Genomic DNA, 16,106 nt, shown 5'->3' with positions numbered 1-16,106 from the left:
TTAATTAAGGGGGACTTGTATGCCACAGGATCGAAAAGCAGAAGCTCAAAACGATGCATACGAAGGAAAAGAGATCATGCCAGATAATCCACAATATCTACCGCGTCACGTGCAAATGGAGCTGCCTCACGAATTTTCTGTAAATCCTCTGTTTGCCCGCGAAGGAGAATTAGTCGTTCCGCGCTTTCACATGCCTGATGAAGGCATGTTACCAGAAACAGCGTATCAAATCGTCCATGATGAAATTGCTCTTGATGGCAATGCCCGCTTGAATCTTGCAACATTCGTTAGCACATGGATGGAGCCTGCCGCAGAGCACTTATATGCCAAATCATTCGACAAGAACATGATTGACAAGGATGAATATCCACAGACAGCCGAAATTGAGGAGCGGTGTGTCCGCATTTTAGCCAACCTCTGGCATTCGCCCACCCCCCTTACGACTATGGGCGTTTCAACAACTGGATCGTCGGAAGCATGTATGCTCGGGGGGCTTGCGTTAAAGAGACGCTGGCAAAACGCACGCAAAAGCGAAGGGAAGCCGGTGGATCGGCCCAATATTGTGTTTAGTTCTGCTGTTCAAGTCGTTTGGGAAAAATTCGCGAACTATTGGGAGGTTGAACCACGCTATGTAAAGGTTAGCCCAGAGCATCCCCGATTGGATCCTCAGAGGGTCCTCGCTGCCGTGGATGAAAATACGATTGGTGTGGTACCGATTCTCGGTGAGACTTATACCGGGCTTTACGAACCGGTTGCCGCCATTGCGAAAGCGTTGGACGATTTACAGGAGAGGACGGGCCTCGACATTCCCATGCATGTGGATGCGGCTTCGGGGGGATTTATAGCACCGTTTCTTCAACCAGATTTAGTCTGGGATTTTCAATTACCGAGGGTGAAGTCCATCAATGTATCCGGACATAAATATGGATTAGTCTATCCTGGGTTGGGTTGGATAATTTGGCGGGAAGCTGAAGATCTCCCTGAGGATCTAGTCTTCCGCGTCTCCTATTTGGGCGGGAACATGCCGACTTTTGCCCTGAATTTCTCTCGTCCTGGCGCACAAGTGCTCCTGCAATATTACAATTACCTGCGTTTGGGGAAAAGTGGGTACTATGATGTCCAAAGGGCTTCTCAGAAAGTCGCTCTTTTTCTTAGCAAGGCGATTCAGAAGATGGAACCGTTCGAACTTTTGTCCGAGGGTTCGGATATTCCGGTTTTCGCTTGGCGACTGAAAGATGGTTACACATTAAACTGGAATCTTTATGATTTATCTCGACAATTGCGTGTGTTCGGCTGGCAAGTACCCGCCTATCCATTGCCCCCAGATATGGAAGCGGTGACGATTATGCGCGTTGTGGTTCGAAATGGATTTTCCATGGATCTCGCGCATTTATTTTTGAGGAACCTCAAACAGGCCGTTGCCTTTCTGGATTCCCTGGACGGGCCTATGCCACATGATACGAAATGTGATAATGGGTTTCATCACTAAGTGGGGACAGATCCCGTAGTCATTAAGTTGAGCTAACCACCGGTGAAATTAACTATCTTAGATGAATCCCTCCATTAAGAAATTTATTGGAGGGACTTTTTATGGAGATTAAGTCGACCAATAAGGATATGCTTTATACAGAAGAAAAGTTTATATCTCTTATCGGCTGGGGGAACAGGTTAAGCACCCGATCTGATAAATAGACGGAGAGATTCCGCCAATTGACTCGAAAAATATGAAAATGGGTAATCGTTTAGAAAGGCTTCATGAGAAACGTTTTCTCAAAATCAAAGACCTCTTTCACAAAATGAGTTACCATATTGTTCAGCTTGCAGTTCAATACGAAATTTCTACGATTGTGATTGGGAAAAATACATCGTGGAAACAAAACAGTGAGATGGGGAAACGACAGAATCAATCGTTCTGCCATCTCCCGCATAATCTACTCATTGAAATGATCACCTATAAGGCAAAACGAAAAGGTATTGCTGTACAAGTCGTAGAAGAATCGTATACAAGCAAGGCATCCTTTCTAGACAGTGATGCGATCCCCACTTACGGTGAGGAAGACATTCCTGTATTCAGTGGAAAACGGATCAAACGTGGATTATATCGTACGAAAGAGAATAAACTACTGAACGCAGATGTGAATGGTTCCTATAACATCTTAAAAAAAGCAGTTCCAAAGGCGTTTGCCGATGGAATAGAGGGGTTGTGCCATCAGGCAGCTGTGTCAACTCCACTCGTGTTAAGCATCTTTTGAAGATGATATACGAGAAACCCCCACTTCAAGATCCGAAGGAGATAAGTGGCGGGAGTTTTCATCCTAATTAGAATAAGAAAAAGCTATGGGCAAGTGAGCTTTCTACCGCTCCTATGCCGCGGCAGACTCATCCTTACGATCTTTTTTGCTAATCGTCAAGTAGCCGACAAGAACAACAATAATAATCGTTAAGACAAGACTGACCGGACCTTCACCAAGCCCAAGACCACCGCGGTTGTGAGACGCCGAGATCCAATCCGAAAACGAGGCACCTACTGGACGAGTCATGATGTAGGCGAACCAGAAGGCAAATATCTCATTTAGACCAAACAACCAATATCCTAGAGCTGGAATGGCAAGTAAGACGGCAAACAGCACCCCCGAGGAAAAGTAACCTAAGTGCATTGTTGACGCGGTCATGTCACCTGCAGAAGTACCGAGGGCGAACGTACTCAGTACAGTGCACCAGTAAAAAATCTCGCGGCGAGTAGTGTAAATACTGTGGATAGACAGAGTCTTCTCGAACGTGTTCCAGATGACGAAGATAACTGCCAGTGTCGCTGCAAAAAACACGGTTGATACAAGGTATGGGACTCCCAACACAACATGCACAGCATCAGCAGCCATCGTACCAAAAATACTGACCATCACAATAACGAGCCAGTAGATCCATGGCACATATCTTCGTACCAAGAATTGAAGTACCAATGAGGCCGCTAAACCAAATCCCCCAAGAGCAACTGCAATGATCGGATTCATATGATTGACTAGGTAATCAGAAAACACCTCTCCCATTCCAGTAGTCAGCACCTTGGTAATCCAAAAATAGACTGTAACTTCCGGAACTTTCGACAAGATCGGCTTTGCGCGATGCATAACGGCCGATAAGGACTTATTCATATGCTCGTTTTTCCCTCCAATGATTCTTTCCTTCACAAAAAAACAATCTGGATGCAAAAGAAATTATTTTTAAAGTCTATTATTTTTTCTGAGTTGGGCTTTTTGTATAATCCGGTCTGTTAACCGTTCAACAAACGGATTTGCGGAAATAATCATTTGTACAGCCACCACTGTATCAGAACATAAAAATATGTTACAAGGAAACACCCTTCACTGCATGAAAGGAGAATGAGAATTATATTAAAAATTCATTAAATAAAGTTCATTTACTCAAAAAAAATATAATTTACTGTTACTTGTGGCATGGTTCATGCGTAATGCATCTAAATGAGGTTTAACCTTTTTTTGCTAGAATGAATTTACTAGAAATTCAATAAAGAACAATACTAATAAAAATGCTATTACCCTTTCAAAATATTTCCAACATTCATAAATCCTTATCTTTTCAGGGTTTGCGAAAATAAGTGGTAACCAGCAACTGGCCAAGCTCAAAATTATTTGGGTTTTAACTGGCACTGCTTATCGGCAATATAGGAATAATCTCTCTTGTAAACCTTCTAAGACTTCTTCTGGCACTTCCCTGACCTTGATATCCCCACCTAGGAAAAGTAGCCAATTTGTTATTTCGGTCAATTCTTCTGAATTATTAACATTGATAAAAGTCTTTAGAATGGCTGTGGTTTGGTAAGGATTCGTATAGGAAATTGAAACTTTTAAAGGATGGTATTTTTTGAACTGGACAATCGCCTTTGGACCAAGTTCAACGACAAGGTTGATTACTTCTTCCTGCTTACTTAGTTTTTCTAAAATCTTTTTCTTACTTAATCTTTTTTTCGTAGGGTATGGTTTGACATTGGTGAGATTGTCGACAGGAAAAGTCTGTCTCTTTTCTTCCTTTAAGTCAAAGCCTTCAATCAGCCAAAGGCTTTTTTCACGATAAAGGTGCAAGAGATAAATTGGATAAGACTTTATTACCTTCTCTTCTTTGATGGTAATCAATAAATAGCTATCCAAAAGAAGGATTTGGATAAGCTTTTCTAACATAGGATGGGGGAGGTCTGACAGATCAAGCAGGTCGGGATTATTGGGGTTGGTCCCTTCAAAAAGCAAGATTTGATTTAAAAGAACAAGGTCCTCTTGCTGGTTTTCTGAGATGAGGCCTAGTAATTTTTCAGCTAAAGAATGACGACTCTTTAGATAGGGGAGTTGTTGATTTCTTGTAGCCATAAAGGCAATAAAAAGAGCTTTGATCTCATTATCGGTAAAGCGAACAGTAGGCAGGACAGAGTTGTTCATAACAAAATAACCCCCATCCCTTCCAACTTCAGCGACAAGTGGCATCCCCATGGCTTCAATTTCTCTGATATCTCTAATAGCTGTCGAACGAGAGATGTTAAATTCTCGCATGATTTCAGAAATTGTAAAGTGGGCGCGGTTATTGATATACCGCATGATGATATTAATCCGCTCAACTTTTTTCATCAGGACCTCCTAAACAGTATCATTTTTTGACATGATTTAAGGCTATTATAAACTTATCAAGTGAAAAGACAAATCATTTGATTAATTTAAAAAAAAGGAAGGTTTTGAATATGGCAGATTATACACTAGAAGAAAAAGACAGCTTTACCGTTTTAGGTTTTGGAACTGAGCTTAAGAGCGATTACACAGACTTTGCTGGCATAAACAAGGAAAAGTCAGACTTTTGGCGGGCCGTCAAACAAGATGGAAGGCTTGACACTTTAAAAGCCATAGCCACAAATGACTACATTTTTGCCGTGAACGAAGCGGTGAATAACAAGATGATGCATTATGCTGGCGTCATGACAGAGGCATTGGTACCAGAAGAATCCAGAGTTATCCAATTTCCTAAAGGGGCATACCTAGTTGTTAAAGGGGAAGGAGAAACGGCTGATGAGTTGAGTAATAAGCTTACTGGCATTGCCTTTGGTCAAGTCTTGCCAGAAGCAAAGAATATTGCCTATGTTGGCGGGCCAAATGCAACGGTTGAGATGGGGCAGCGAAACGGCTTAGTATTTGGTGAAATGTGGATTCCTGTTGTTAGGAAATAAAAGGATTAAAGGAGGGATGGAAATGTCCTATATCGTTGATTTTAAAAATGTGTCTACAGTTGGTTTAGAGTCTTCACCAGCAGTAGAAGCGCTTGCTGGTTTACGTGCTCATGAAGCCCGTTACTTTATGAACAAATATAAGCATGAATTTACGGTTGTACCAGCCAGCGAAAGCCAGGAGACCCTTGATTATGTGAACCGAATTTTGAAAGAAGAACGTGATATTGAGTTTGCGGCCAAACCTTTAGAAACGTCGCGTTTTCAAGTGGAAAATATCAAATTTGCCTACGTCTTTTATGAGGATGGTCTTGGGGTCAACGTCATGTATACGGTTGATGACCCTAAGAAGCGTGCCGTTGGTTTTAAACTTTCTGAGGCGATGGAGGTACCAAAGGAGTTAGAAACGAAGTTTAAGTTTGCTAGGCAGAAGTCTAAACTAGCTGGAACAATTCGGGGCTCGTTTTTTGTAATTAAAGGAGAATATTAAAGTAAGCCAAAGCGCAAGTGGAGGAATTCAGCCATTTTTGGTAGTTGGTCATTCTTTTTCTTCATTTGGATAAGGAAATCCTGATTGAGCAAAAAAATTAAATTCATCGCAAGAGCAAAAACAACCATTCATGCAACAAATGCTCATCTAGGCATTCAAAATAACAAAACAGCACCTCTCCATCAAATTAGAGGGTGCTGTTACTTTTTTCGCAAAAACATCATTTACTTATGATACGGTTCAGCGTGATTAATCTAAGTGAGGCTCGTTAAATTAAGGTTTTTATCGGAGTAAACGTCTGTTCTTCTATTTTGGTATACCACTATTTATGAATCACAGTTAGTTATTTATTCCTCAACATCTCAGCAAGTTCATATAGTAGGTTGTGCTGCTGAATGCGATAGTGACGTCCTTCCTTTTGCAAATACCCTTTGTCGCAAAATTGTGCAAGCACATGTAATAAATGTCGATAGGAGACGCCTAAAAAATCACAAACAGTTACGTGTTTCTCCTTATAGACCTCTTCATCCGAGGTTTGCAAAATAAAATCCGCAAGCCGGTTTTCAAGCGGGAAGGCGAGACTATACGAATACTTTGCAGCCATTTGTGTTGCTTTTACACTTAAAAATTTGGTTAGTTCACGTAGAAATTTTGCATCTTCTAACATTTGTGTGCGACAGCGATGAAAAGGAAGCGCAAAGCAAATGGTCTTAGTGGAGGTTTGGATCCCTTTTGTATAGTACACCTCATTTAATAATTCCATTTCCCCAATATAATCATTCGCATTGATAAAATTAATTAAGGAAACTTTCCCATTTTGATGCGTTACATAAATTTTTGCTTTTCCTTCAATGACATAAAATAAAAAATCCGGTCGCATGCCTTCTTGAATAATCCATTCATCGCGTTTATATTCATGCACTTCTATAAACTCTTCAATCGGAAAAGAAAATAAATGCGCAATGGAGTACTCATTCAAATATCTTTTCCTTTTCTCATTTTTATAAATTTCCATAATCCACCTCAAAAATGTGAGATATCTCATATTATTGTACGTATCTCCATGTTATCATGCAAACAATGAGGGGGATACAGAATGAACACACAACGCTGGATGAGTAGACAGTTTTTTAGTTTTTATATGACATGGGGCATTTTTCTACCCTATTGGACAGGATGGATGATTCATACAAAAGGGCTTACTCTTTCACAAACTAGTTTGATTATGAGCTTAGGTTTGGTTGCAAGAGGCCTTTCTACATTAATTGCATTTCCTTATTTATCGAGGAAATTTAGTAGTAAAATCTTATTAAATGGGATGGCAATCGGCACACTAATTGCTATTCTGTGTTGTATTCCAGCGAGTTCCTTTGTTAGCTTACTTTTGGTAACGTTACTTTTGAATTTTATTTACCCAGCGCTGATGCCTGCTTTAGATAGCGCAGCTGGCGTACTTGCGCAAAGTAATCAATTAAGACATTATGGGAAGAGCCGCTCGTGGGGATCCATTGGATTTGTCGTGGCAGGTATGATCTTAACCATCTTTACAGGGGCGTTTGGCGATGAAGTGATTTTATGGGCACTGTTACTCGGCACATTGGTATTCGTGTGTCTTGGTTTTATGCGTGCACCCGTTGTTTTATCTAAAAAACCGCAAGAGGATCAAACAAAAAAAGGCGGTATGCTGGAATTATTTCGCATCAAACACTTTGGTTTGGTGCTCGTCATTGTGATTTTACTGCAAGCGGCACACGCTTCTTATTACAGCTATGGCTATATTTTTTTACAAGATATTCACGCACCCAAATATTTAATTGGGTTAATTATTAACATTGCCGTGATCGCAGAAATCATTTTCTTCTCAATCGCAGATCAGAGCTTTCATAAATTTTCAGTAGGCTCCTTACTGACGCTAGCGGCACTTGGTTCATCCGTACGTTGGATATTAGTATTTGCCTTTCCAAATGTTATTGTTTTCTGTATCGCACAAACATTGCATGCATGCTCATTTGCAATGGGGCATTATGCCTTTATGAAATATTTAATCAAAAATATTCCACATGCGCAGATTCCAAAAGCACAAGGCATGTATTCAGCACTGGCACTTAGCTGGAGTACTGCGGTGTTCACGATGTTTGGCGGTTATTTATACGAAATCGAGCCAAGATACGCCTTTATCGGGATGATTGTTTGTACCATACCGTCGATGCTGCTTGCACTTGTTTATCGAAATTTGGAATATAAAAAGAAAGCAGCAGTTTTTATTTAGTTTGTTTATTTAAGACTATACGAAGCTAAATCGATCTTATATGCCGCACAAATCTTCGGATATTCAAGCAGCGGCATATTTTCGTTTTTCCTAATACTTAAGATCATCGTAGAGCATTATTAGGTAATACTGGGTTATTATGAAAACTCCCGCCACTTATCTCCTTCGGATCTTGAAGTGGGGGTTTCTCGTGTATCATCTTCAAAAGATGCTTAACACGAGTGGAGTTGACACAGCTGCCTGATGGCACAACCCCTCTATTCCATCGGCAAACGCCTTTGGAACTGCTTTTTTTAAGATGTTATAGGAACCATTCACATCTGCGTTCAGTAGTTTATTCTCTTTCGTACGATATAATCCACGTTTGATCCGTTTTCCACTGAATACAGGAATGTCTTCCTCACCGTAAATGGGGATCGCATCACTGTCTAGAAAGGATGCCTTGCTTGTATACGATTCTTCCACGACTTGTACAGGAATGCCTTTTCGTTTTGCTTTATAGATGATCATTTCAATGAGGAGATTGTGTGGGATATGGCAAAAGGATTGATTCTGTCTTTTTCCCATCAGAATCAGTACACTTTGGTGTTAAGTAGTATAATAGTAAATGAGGTGTTAATAGTATGGAAGATATAACCTTAGGCTTACTACTAGATGTTATTGGTGAAGTATTTTCAGATGAAATTTCAATTGCTGTTTCTAATACAAAAGAATATATATACTATCGGCCAAGTAAACGAATTGATTTAAAAATTAGCGTCGGGGACCCTATAAAGGAAGGGACGATTGCCCATAAAGCAATCGTGACGAAGCAAAAGGTTTCTGAGTTTATTAATCGGGATGTTTTTGGTATTCCTTATCATGGAATGGCCGTACCATTTTTAAATAATGGAAAACTTGAGGGTTGCGTGACGGCAATTTATCCAGCTTTAACGGATGGAAAATCGGTCGTTACCTTAAAAACAACGGACGGCTGGATTCCGATTCCTTTTTCAAAGGTCATTTATTTAGAGGCTAAAGATAAAAAGACGTATGTGAATTCCGAAGAGTTATCAGGAACGCATAAATACTCTCTGCAAGAATTCGAATACTTGCTTCCGAAGGATTCGTTTATTAGATGCCACCGCTCATTTATTGTAAATGTTAATCATATTAAAGCGATTTATCCTGATACCCATTCTACCTTTTTACTTTCGATGGATAATGGTGAGAGGGTACCAGTTAGTCAATCATACGCCAGTTATTTTCGGAAGCTTCTAGGATTCTAGATTTCTCTGCTCTAGAGCCTAGATTTGCTATTTTATCTGAATTTTCGGTATCGTATACCAAAATCCCTATTTTGATAGTGTTAATGTGTAAAATAATTATGAATATTCATTAAGAGAGGGATTACTTATGGAGAATAATTTGGAGAGAATCAGGGACCAACGTCTAAAGGACCGGGTAGTTACACCTGAAGAAGCGGCTTCCTGGATTCAAAATGGAATGACTTTAGGCTTAAGTGGATTTACACGTGCAGGTGATGTGAAGGCAGTCCCATTTGCGCTGGTGAACCGCGTTAAGCATGATGAATCTTTTAAAGTAAATGTTTATACTGGAGCTTCCTTAGGTTCGGATGTAGATAAATTATTTGCTGAAGCAGGAATTTTAGGAAAAAGATTGCCCTTCCAAGCCGATGCGACCATGCGAAAAGGAATTAATAAAGGAGACTTTTTATTTGTGGATCAGCACTTGTCTCATACAGCAGAGCTACTCCGTGCCGACGTTATGGATATAGATGTCGCTATTTTGGAAGCGGTTGCGATAACTGAGGACGGAATGATTATTCCAACCACTTCAATTGGAAATTCCTTAGCGTTTTCCCTAAATGCCAAGTCCATTATTATTGAAATTAATATGGCTCAATCTACACAACTAGAGGGGCTGCATGATTTATATGAACCTGGGAAACAAGGGGAAAGGCTTCCAATTCCGCTCGTTAAATCGGATGATCGAATTGGAACTATCGGTATTCCGATTGATGTTGAAAAAGTGAAGGGTATTGTGTTTACGAACCAACTTGATTCGCCGTCAACGATTGTTCCTCCAGATGAAGAAACTGTTATCATGGCACAGCATTTAATAGAGTTCCTTCGAAAAGAAGTAAAAGTAGGCAGATTAACGAATCGTTTAGCGCCATTACAATCGGGAATTGGTTCAGTGGCCAATGCAGTGCTGCATGGAATGTTAGATTCGGAGTTTGAAGATTTAGAAGTGTATTCTGAGGTATTACAGGATGCGGTCTTTGATCTTATGGATGCTGGGAAAGTACATTTTGCTTCCTGCTGCTCCATCACGCTTTCCGAAGAGAAAATGCAACAGGTATTTTCCAACTTTGAAAAATATCGCGATAAATTAATGATGCGCCCGCAAGAGATTTCTAATCATCCTGAAATCATTCGCCGCCTTGGATTAATCTCGATTAATACTGCTTTAGAATTAGATATATACGGAAATGTCAACTCTACTCACGTTTTAGGTACAAAGATGATGAACGGTATTGGTGGTTCTGGTGATTTTGCAAGAAATGCACGCCTAGCTATCTTTGTTACTAAATCGATTGCGAAAGGCGGTAACATTTCAAGCATCGTTCCTTTCGTCTCTCATGTAGACCATACTGAACACGATGTAGATGTGATTGTTACTGAACAGGGATATGCTGACTTAAGGGGACTGGCGCCAAGGGAAAGAGTGGAACTGATTATTGAGAATTGCGCACATCCAATGTATCGTAACCAGCTACGAGCCTATTATCAAGAAGCACAAACAAGAGGTGGACAAACTCCTCATGTTTTAGAAAAAGCTTTTTCTTGGCATACGAATTATGCTAAAAATGGAACAATGCTTGAAGCGGCAGTAGAAACCGTATAGGTACGTATCACAAGTAACCGCTTAAATTTTTTTATGGTATATCCAACGAATCACTATATTTGCATTACTTAAATACGAAGAAAGCAAAAAATATCATGAAGAGTCGTGGTGGTAAGCCCAGTAGAGTTCAATCACCTAGAAATTTACCTCATATAGATTCATAACGGTGAACTGTACCATAAGTAAATGGAGTTTTTGTTGCAAGTGAATATAAGCATATAACTGTTTCTCCACCTGCACATGAGAAGGACGTATCATACATAAAAAAAAGAAGCAGACAATCACTTGCGATTGCCTGCTTCTTTTTTTTATAAAGAAAATACTTTTTCAGTTCTGGATACATGCCTCACTTCATGAGAGACTGCTATTCGCTAGTACACGACAACCGGTTCATAAGTGCTGAGATTATCATACACAGTTTTCGCAACACTAGGAGGGAGGTTGACACATCCGCCCGAACCGCCCGTTAAATAGGCATTATTTGCCCAGTTTGTCCGCCAGCCGGCATCGTGGAACCCTTGTCCGCTGTTTGTAAACGGAGCCCAGTAATCTACCTTAACGGAATAATCAGGTTTACCTACTGCGCTGCCTTTGAGTGTGTACGGTGATCGTTTATAGAGGATATACCACACTCCCGGTGATGTATCTTCACTCGTGCTATGTTTACCAGTCACTACACTCGTTGTGACTGCCAATTTTCCATCTTTGTAAATCCAGATTTGCTGTTCTGCAATTGACACTTCAGCATACGTGTCTCCAATGCCATTATTGGCTGTTGTTTCATAACCGATGCCTTTATTCTCCCAGCCATTTCCGTAAATATTAGAAGCAGAAAGTGATTTTTCCCCTTTTTCGAAGGCTTCTTGGATTCGTTTTGCTTCTTTTTCAACATCTATTGCCCAGCCATAGCCTTGTCCTTTTACTGATATGACCGAACCAGAATGGGTTGTAAATGTGAAGTTTTTATTTAATGTTGCTTGAGATTTATTAATTTCAGTAATTTTGTTTTTAATGTCACTCGCATCGATTGTAACCTTCATATCCTTTGACATAGAGGCATTTTTAATTAGATCTTTAGCTGTTAAAGAGTAAACTTCATTTTGTACCTTATAATCAATGGTTTGTTGAAGAAGATCCTGTAGCGCTTTCTCCTCTTTTTTTACAATCGGATTGTTTTCTTTAATAGGCTGTATGTATACAGGATTCAAATGGATTTCACTTTTATACTTCTGCTTGTCGTAATCCTTCAATAGATTAGCGACATCATACTGTTTTCCGTCAATGCTTTTTGAGATAACAACTTTGCCCTGCTCCAACTTCGCCATAGCATCTTGAGGCGCTTTTAAATCTTTATTCATAGATAAGAGCTTTTCTTCTACAAGTTTTTTCATCGTTTCGCTTCGATATTGATCCGCCTTTTCGGGTATCAGCCAATAATTTTTTTCCTTTGAGGAAGGGAAAAATGTCCACTGGCTTTTTAGTAATTTCTTAACTTTAGGCAAATCTTCATCCGTAAATCCTATTTGTGTATCTTCTTCATCTAAAATTTGTTGTTGATCAACATAGACTTCGTTTTTTAATACAGATGTTTGTAATTTCTTTATTGCCTGATCAGCAGTCAGACCGCCGACGTTTGTGTCATTAATCGTAACATGTGAATTGAAACGGGTTGCCTGATAATAACTCATTCCCCCAATTAGAAGTGCAATTATAACAGCGCCACCCGCTGTGATAAACTTCCAATTTTTAAACCACTTGATTGAGTTTACCCGTTTTTTATCACTTCGTTTTTTATCAATTTCTTCAACTGATTCATTTAGCGTGTTGTTGTTCATAAATCTTTCCTCCGCATACATCAACGTCAATTGACTTTAAACTAGTAAAATAAGACCATTGATTAGTTTACCTTATTATTCTTAAATTTTCACTATTTTTTACCATGTTTTATAGTAATGATAGCCAAATTCTTTCGACTCACAATGAATAGCCCCTTACAAACCCCTTGTAAGCCCATCCCAAGCCCCTTGCAAGTAATAAATCATTACAAAAACAAAATAAAAAACACTACTACTACAAGAATCACCCCGAAAGCAATAAAACCGTAGTAGTAATTTTTTATAAAATAAAACTACCAAATTTCCTCACTCATCCTTATATCTATTAAGGAAACAGCAATTTTATATTTGCGGTAAAGATGGGAGGAATACATATGGCAGTATACCGGAATGTACAGGTGAATTTTTGGCAGGATGATTTTATATTGGACTTAACGCCGGAGGAGCGATACTTTTACATATACTTGCTGACATGCTCTAAAACGACGCAATGCGGTATTTATTCGTTACCGAAGCGTTTGGCGGAGATGGAAACAGGCTATAACAGAGAGACTGTCGAGAAGCTGCTGCAGCGGTTCATCGACTATGGAAAAATATTATATGATGCAGAAACGAAGGAGTTATATATCCAGAATTGGTTGCGTTATAACCCAGTTGCGAACACAAACATTGAGAAATGCGTGTTGCGTGAGTTAAAGACTGTGAAAAGCAAAAAGTTTATTCATATGTTTCTTCAAAAATGCTTGGAAGAGGAGTTGAGCATTCCGCTATTATTGGAGCATTTCGGTATGCCGGTTGAGGAGTTTCAAGCTGCTCCTCAAGATGATGCCGAAAGCTGTGAAGTAGATGGAAAAATTGATTCGGGCGACAATGTATTCATGTTTTATGAACAAAACTTTGGCAGCTTGTCACGGTATACGACGGAGGAACTGAATGCGTGGATGGATGATCTGTCAGATGAACTTGTATTAAAAGCACTCCAGATTGCTCATGAAAACAACAAGCGGACGCTTGCTTATGTGAAGGGCATCTTACGAGATTGGTATGGAAAAGTATATACGAAGTTTAGTGAAGTAGAGGAAGCTACAGTGAGGTTTCGGAAGAAGGAACCGTCTGTCGTCCATGAGACTGAGAAGCTTCTAGAGGAGTGCGAAGAGTGGGAGAAAAATGTACCGTCTGAAGAAGAACTGCAGAAGTTCTGGCAGGAACATGGGTAGCGTCCGTGAACGAGAAGAGGGAGATTGTACACTGTTGATTTAGGCTACGCGCATAATACATTGGCACAAGTAGACACTAAAGTAGCTGTCTTGTGTTACTATGGAAAGAAGATAACGAAAAACATCATAGAATGCTTAAGATTTTGTTTTATCCCCCATTAATGGGCAGTAAGACCCTCACTTCAAGATTCAGAGAATAGCGAAGAAGGTAGGTTGGGGATGAAGAAACTTCCCACTGATGGAAGTTTCACTTTATTCAGCGAATTAAAGTAAGGAGAATACAATGAACAATTATAAATTGACGATTCAATATGATGGTGCACGCTATAAGGGCTGGCAGCGTCTTGGCAATAATGATAATACCATTCAAGGAAAAATAGAGAGTGTATTATCTGAAATGCTCGGAAGAGAAATCGAAATTATTGGCTGCAGCAGAACGGATGCTGGTGTACATGCTCTTAATCAAGTAGCTAATTTTACGATTGATGAGAATTTGGCGGAACCTAAAGTTAAAAAGTACTTAAATCAATACTTACCAAATGATATTAGTATTACTGATGTGGAATTAGTTCCGGAGCGTTTCCATGCCCGCTACAACTCGAAAGCGAAAACGTATTTATATAAGATTTGGAATGAGGAACATACAAATCCATTCATGCGAAAATACAGTATGCACGTTGGAAAAAAGTTAAATATTGAACGCATGAAAAAAGCAGCTCAATATTTAATCGGCTCACATGATTTTACTGCTTTTTCAAATGCTAAATCTAAGAAGAAGTCTATGGTTCGAGAAGTATATATGCTTGATATCGTTGAAGACGAGGGCTTTATCCAAATTAGAGTAAGCGGAAACGGATTTCTTCACAATATGGTGAGAAAAATTGTTGGAGCGTTAATAGAAGTTGGATTAGGCCAGCTAGATGCTGAAGCAATACCGCAAATTTTAGAGGCAAAACAACGAAACCAAATAAATTGTCTTGCCGATGCAAGTGGGTTGTATTTGGAGAAGGTTGATTTTTAATTAAGATAATGAGAGAGAAAATAAAAATCCTAGCAGGTAAAAGGTAAGTCAATTTCTTTTTTACTTGCTGGGATTTTATCGTTTCAATTCAAGGGATGCTTCAATCAAATCAAGTTTTATCCCGCATTAACGGGCAGTAAGACCCCCACTTCAAGATTGAGAGAGAAGCGAAGAAGATAGGTGGGGGATAGCTGCCCGTAAAAGCCCGATTGGTTTAACTAACCATCAGTGGGGGATGAAAAAAACCACTGATGGAAGTTTCACTTTATTGTTTTTTGCTATCCTAATGGTTCATCACCATACAACTCCCACAATTTGGGGAATTTATTTTTTAATCCTTCTTCGTCATTTTCATCCCAATCAAATTCGATGTCTGGGAAACTGTATGGCCCGTCTTTTGTTTGCAAGTATAGATTGTTATATTGTTCATCATCTAATCCCGTCTTTTCTTCATATGCACTACTTGCTACAAATAGCAGATCTTCCAATTCAGGGACTTCTCCGTCTTCTATCAATTGTAAAGCTGGAATAATAGCCTGTGGATCCCGTAGGGTAACGTTAAATATATCTTTTCCTTGAAAAATCAGCCATGCTCTAAAATAGTCAAACGAATCATCGGAGCAACCACCCATGATAATATAGGCAGCGGCCCATAAGTCAGATGTATAAGAAGAATGATGATAATTTTGAAGAATGAAGTCAAACTCAATAATATCTTTAATTGGTTTTCTGGATAAGTGATTAATTAGCCATTCGACTTGTTCTTCTGGATCATCACCTTTCTTTTTCGCTGAATCTAGTAAATTCCAGAAAGTGTCCTCTGTTATCGTACTTTCTTTTACTATTTCTTCAGTATTGTCTGTAATTATATATCCCTTTTTTAACTTTGAATTGATTAGTTTATTAGCTTCTTTTTCACATTTTTGAGGTGAATCAAATTGTTTACTTTGAATAGCACCAATGGTTCCAATCTTTCCATAAGTAACGGTAAAGCAGTTTCCGGTAACGTTGATTCTCCAAAATTTATGAGAGGAGTTATCTTGATATATGAGTAATTTTTGCATAGCCATTATCTCCTTAATTACTTTTGCATTCATTATATATTAAAAATATTTGATAGAATCTTCTCTTGTATGAATTGTT

General features: G+C 39.3%; 13 protein-coding genes and 2 pseudogenes. 9 read left to right on the top strand and 6 right to left on the bottom strand.

Translation table 11 applies throughout. The annotated features are described in order from the left end of the window. Positions 1–19: 19 nt before the first annotated feature. Together ACTDJC_RS17715 and ACTDJC_RS17710 are read left to right on the top strand one after the other, a co-directional pair. Entirely contained in the window at positions 20–1,489 is a 1,470-nt protein-coding gene (locus tag ACTDJC_RS17715) for a glutamate decarboxylase (RefSeq protein ID WP_440604229.1), read from the top strand. A gap of 250 nt (positions 1,490–1,739) precedes the next feature. Further along, positions 1,740–2,252, top strand: a pseudogene (locus tag ACTDJC_RS17710) (IS200/IS605 family accessory protein TnpB-related protein); the annotation flags it as partial. Positions 2,253–2,363: 111 nt separating this feature from the next. Here ACTDJC_RS17710 and ACTDJC_RS17705 read toward each other — a convergent pair. Together ACTDJC_RS17705 and ACTDJC_RS17700 are read right to left on the bottom strand one after the other, a co-directional pair. Then, entirely contained in the window at positions 2,364–3,152 is a 789-nt protein-coding gene (locus tag ACTDJC_RS17705) for a COG4705 family protein (RefSeq protein WP_440604228.1), read from the bottom strand. A 519-nt stretch (positions 3,153–3,671) separates the two neighbouring features. Beyond that, positions 3,672–4,634, bottom strand: coding sequence for a helix-turn-helix transcriptional regulator (locus ACTDJC_RS17700; RefSeq protein ID WP_440604227.1), 963 nt, complete (start codon positions 4,632–4,634; stop codon positions 3,672–3,674). 110 nt (positions 4,635–4,744) lie between these two features. Between ACTDJC_RS17700 and ACTDJC_RS17695 the strand changes: the two genes are divergently transcribed. Further along, entirely contained in the window at positions 4,745–5,224 is a 480-nt protein-coding gene (locus ACTDJC_RS17695) for a GyrI-like domain-containing protein (protein ID WP_098311046.1), read from the top strand. Between the two features lie 22 nt (positions 5,225–5,246). Next, entirely contained in the window at positions 5,247–5,711 is a 465-nt protein-coding gene (locus ACTDJC_RS17690) for a phage tail protein (protein WP_098311045.1), read from the top strand. Between the two features lie 343 nt (positions 5,712–6,054). Here ACTDJC_RS17690 and yeiL read toward each other — a convergent pair whose 3' ends face one another. Further along, entirely contained in the window at positions 6,055–6,726 is a 672-nt protein-coding gene (gene yeiL, locus ACTDJC_RS17685; protein ID WP_098311044.1) for a transcriptional regulator YeiL, read from the bottom strand. An 81-nt stretch (positions 6,727–6,807) separates the two neighbouring features. Between yeiL and ACTDJC_RS17680 the strand changes: the two genes are divergently transcribed. Next, positions 6,808–7,980, top strand: a complete 1,173-nt coding sequence (locus ACTDJC_RS17680; RefSeq protein ID WP_098311043.1) for an MFS transporter — start codon at positions 6,808–6,810, stop codon at positions 7,978–7,980. Positions 7,981–8,181: 201 nt separating this feature from the next. Here the strand turns inward: ACTDJC_RS17680 and ACTDJC_RS17675 are convergent. Further along, positions 8,182–8,547 (bottom strand): annotated as a pseudogene (locus tag ACTDJC_RS17675) (zinc ribbon domain-containing protein); the annotation flags it as partial. Positions 8,548–8,603: 56 nt separating this feature from the next. On the opposite strand from ACTDJC_RS17675, the gene ACTDJC_RS17670 reads away from it, so the two are divergent. Together ACTDJC_RS17670 and ACTDJC_RS17665 are read left to right on the top strand one after the other, a co-directional pair. After that, entirely contained in the window at positions 8,604–9,248 is a 645-nt protein-coding gene (locus tag ACTDJC_RS17670) for a LytTR family DNA-binding domain-containing protein (RefSeq protein ID WP_098306827.1), read from the top strand. A gap of 127 nt (positions 9,249–9,375) precedes the next feature. After that, positions 9,376–10,890: an acetyl-CoA hydrolase/transferase family protein gene (locus tag ACTDJC_RS17665; RefSeq protein WP_440604226.1), complete on the top strand. Its 1,515-nt coding sequence runs from the start codon at positions 9,376–9,378 to the stop codon at positions 10,888–10,890. Between the two features lie 371 nt (positions 10,891–11,261). Here ACTDJC_RS17665 and ACTDJC_RS17660 read toward each other — a convergent pair whose 3' ends face one another. Then, positions 11,262–12,725, bottom strand: coding sequence for a L,D-transpeptidase family protein (locus tag ACTDJC_RS17660; RefSeq protein ID WP_440604225.1), 1,464 nt, complete (start codon positions 12,723–12,725; stop codon positions 11,262–11,264). A gap of 374 nt (positions 12,726–13,099) precedes the next feature. Here ACTDJC_RS17660 and ACTDJC_RS17655 point away from each other — a divergent pair, with 374 nt between their 5' ends. Further along, a complete protein-coding gene (locus tag ACTDJC_RS17655; RefSeq protein WP_253628509.1) occupies positions 13,100–13,942 on the top strand; it encodes a DnaD domain-containing protein in 843 nt (280 codons plus the stop codon). A 283-nt stretch (positions 13,943–14,225) separates the two neighbouring features. Then, positions 14,226–14,963 (top strand): tRNA pseudouridine(38-40) synthase TruA, encoded by a 738-nt coding sequence (gene truA / locus ACTDJC_RS17650; RefSeq protein WP_098306837.1) that lies wholly within the window; start codon positions 14,226–14,228, stop codon positions 14,961–14,963. A 278-nt stretch (positions 14,964–15,241) separates the two neighbouring features. Here truA and ACTDJC_RS17645 read toward each other — a convergent pair whose 3' ends face one another. After that, entirely contained in the window at positions 15,242–16,027 is a 786-nt protein-coding gene (locus tag ACTDJC_RS17645) for a DUF4240 domain-containing protein (protein ID WP_253628510.1), read from the bottom strand. Positions 16,028–16,106 lie beyond the last annotated feature (79 nt).

Origin of the sequence: Bacillus sp. GB_SG_008, assembly GCF_052038115.1 — a bacterium.
Taxonomy (GTDB): domain Bacteria; phylum Bacillota; class Bacilli; order Bacillales; family Bacillaceae_G; genus Bacillus_A; species Bacillus_A rhizoplanae.
This window is presented reverse-complemented; position numbering and strand designations above follow the sequence as displayed.

What these genes read in the sequence shown, in the direction of transcription:
- ACTDJC_RS17715 (WP_440604229.1), top strand. Translation starts at nt 20, where the DNA reads ATGCCACAGGATCGAAAAGCAGAAGCTCAAAACGATGCATACGAAGGA.
- ACTDJC_RS17705 (WP_440604228.1), bottom strand. Translation starts at nt 3,152, where the DNA reads ATGAATAAGTCCTTATCGGCCGTTATGCATCGCGCAAAGCCGATCTTG.
- ACTDJC_RS17700 (WP_440604227.1), bottom strand. Translation starts at nt 4,634, where the DNA reads ATGAAAAAAGTTGAGCGGATTAATATCATCATGCGGTATATCAATAAC.
- ACTDJC_RS17695 (WP_098311046.1), top strand. Translation starts at nt 4,745, where the DNA reads ATGGCAGATTATACACTAGAAGAAAAAGACAGCTTTACCGTTTTAGGT.
- ACTDJC_RS17690 (WP_098311045.1), top strand. Translation starts at nt 5,247, where the DNA reads ATGTCCTATATCGTTGATTTTAAAAATGTGTCTACAGTTGGTTTAGAG.
- yeiL (WP_098311044.1), bottom strand. Translation starts at nt 6,726, where the DNA reads ATGGAAATTTATAAAAATGAGAAAAGGAAAAGATATTTGAATGAGTAC.
- ACTDJC_RS17680 (WP_098311043.1), top strand. Translation starts at nt 6,808, where the DNA reads ATGAACACACAACGCTGGATGAGTAGACAGTTTTTTAGTTTTTATATG.
- ACTDJC_RS17670 (WP_098306827.1), top strand. Translation starts at nt 8,604, where the DNA reads ATGGAAGATATAACCTTAGGCTTACTACTAGATGTTATTGGTGAAGTA.
- ACTDJC_RS17665 (WP_440604226.1), top strand. Translation starts at nt 9,376, where the DNA reads ATGGAGAATAATTTGGAGAGAATCAGGGACCAACGTCTAAAGGACCGG.
- ACTDJC_RS17660 (WP_440604225.1), bottom strand. Translation starts at nt 12,725, where the DNA reads ATGAACAACAACACGCTAAATGAATCAGTTGAAGAAATTGATAAAAAA.
- ACTDJC_RS17655 (WP_253628509.1), top strand. Translation starts at nt 13,100, where the DNA reads ATGGCAGTATACCGGAATGTACAGGTGAATTTTTGGCAGGATGATTTT.
- truA (WP_098306837.1), top strand. Translation starts at nt 14,226, where the DNA reads ATGAACAATTATAAATTGACGATTCAATATGATGGTGCACGCTATAAG.
- ACTDJC_RS17645 (WP_253628510.1), bottom strand. Translation starts at nt 16,027, where the DNA reads ATGCAAAAATTACTCATATATCAAGATAACTCCTCTCATAAATTTTGG.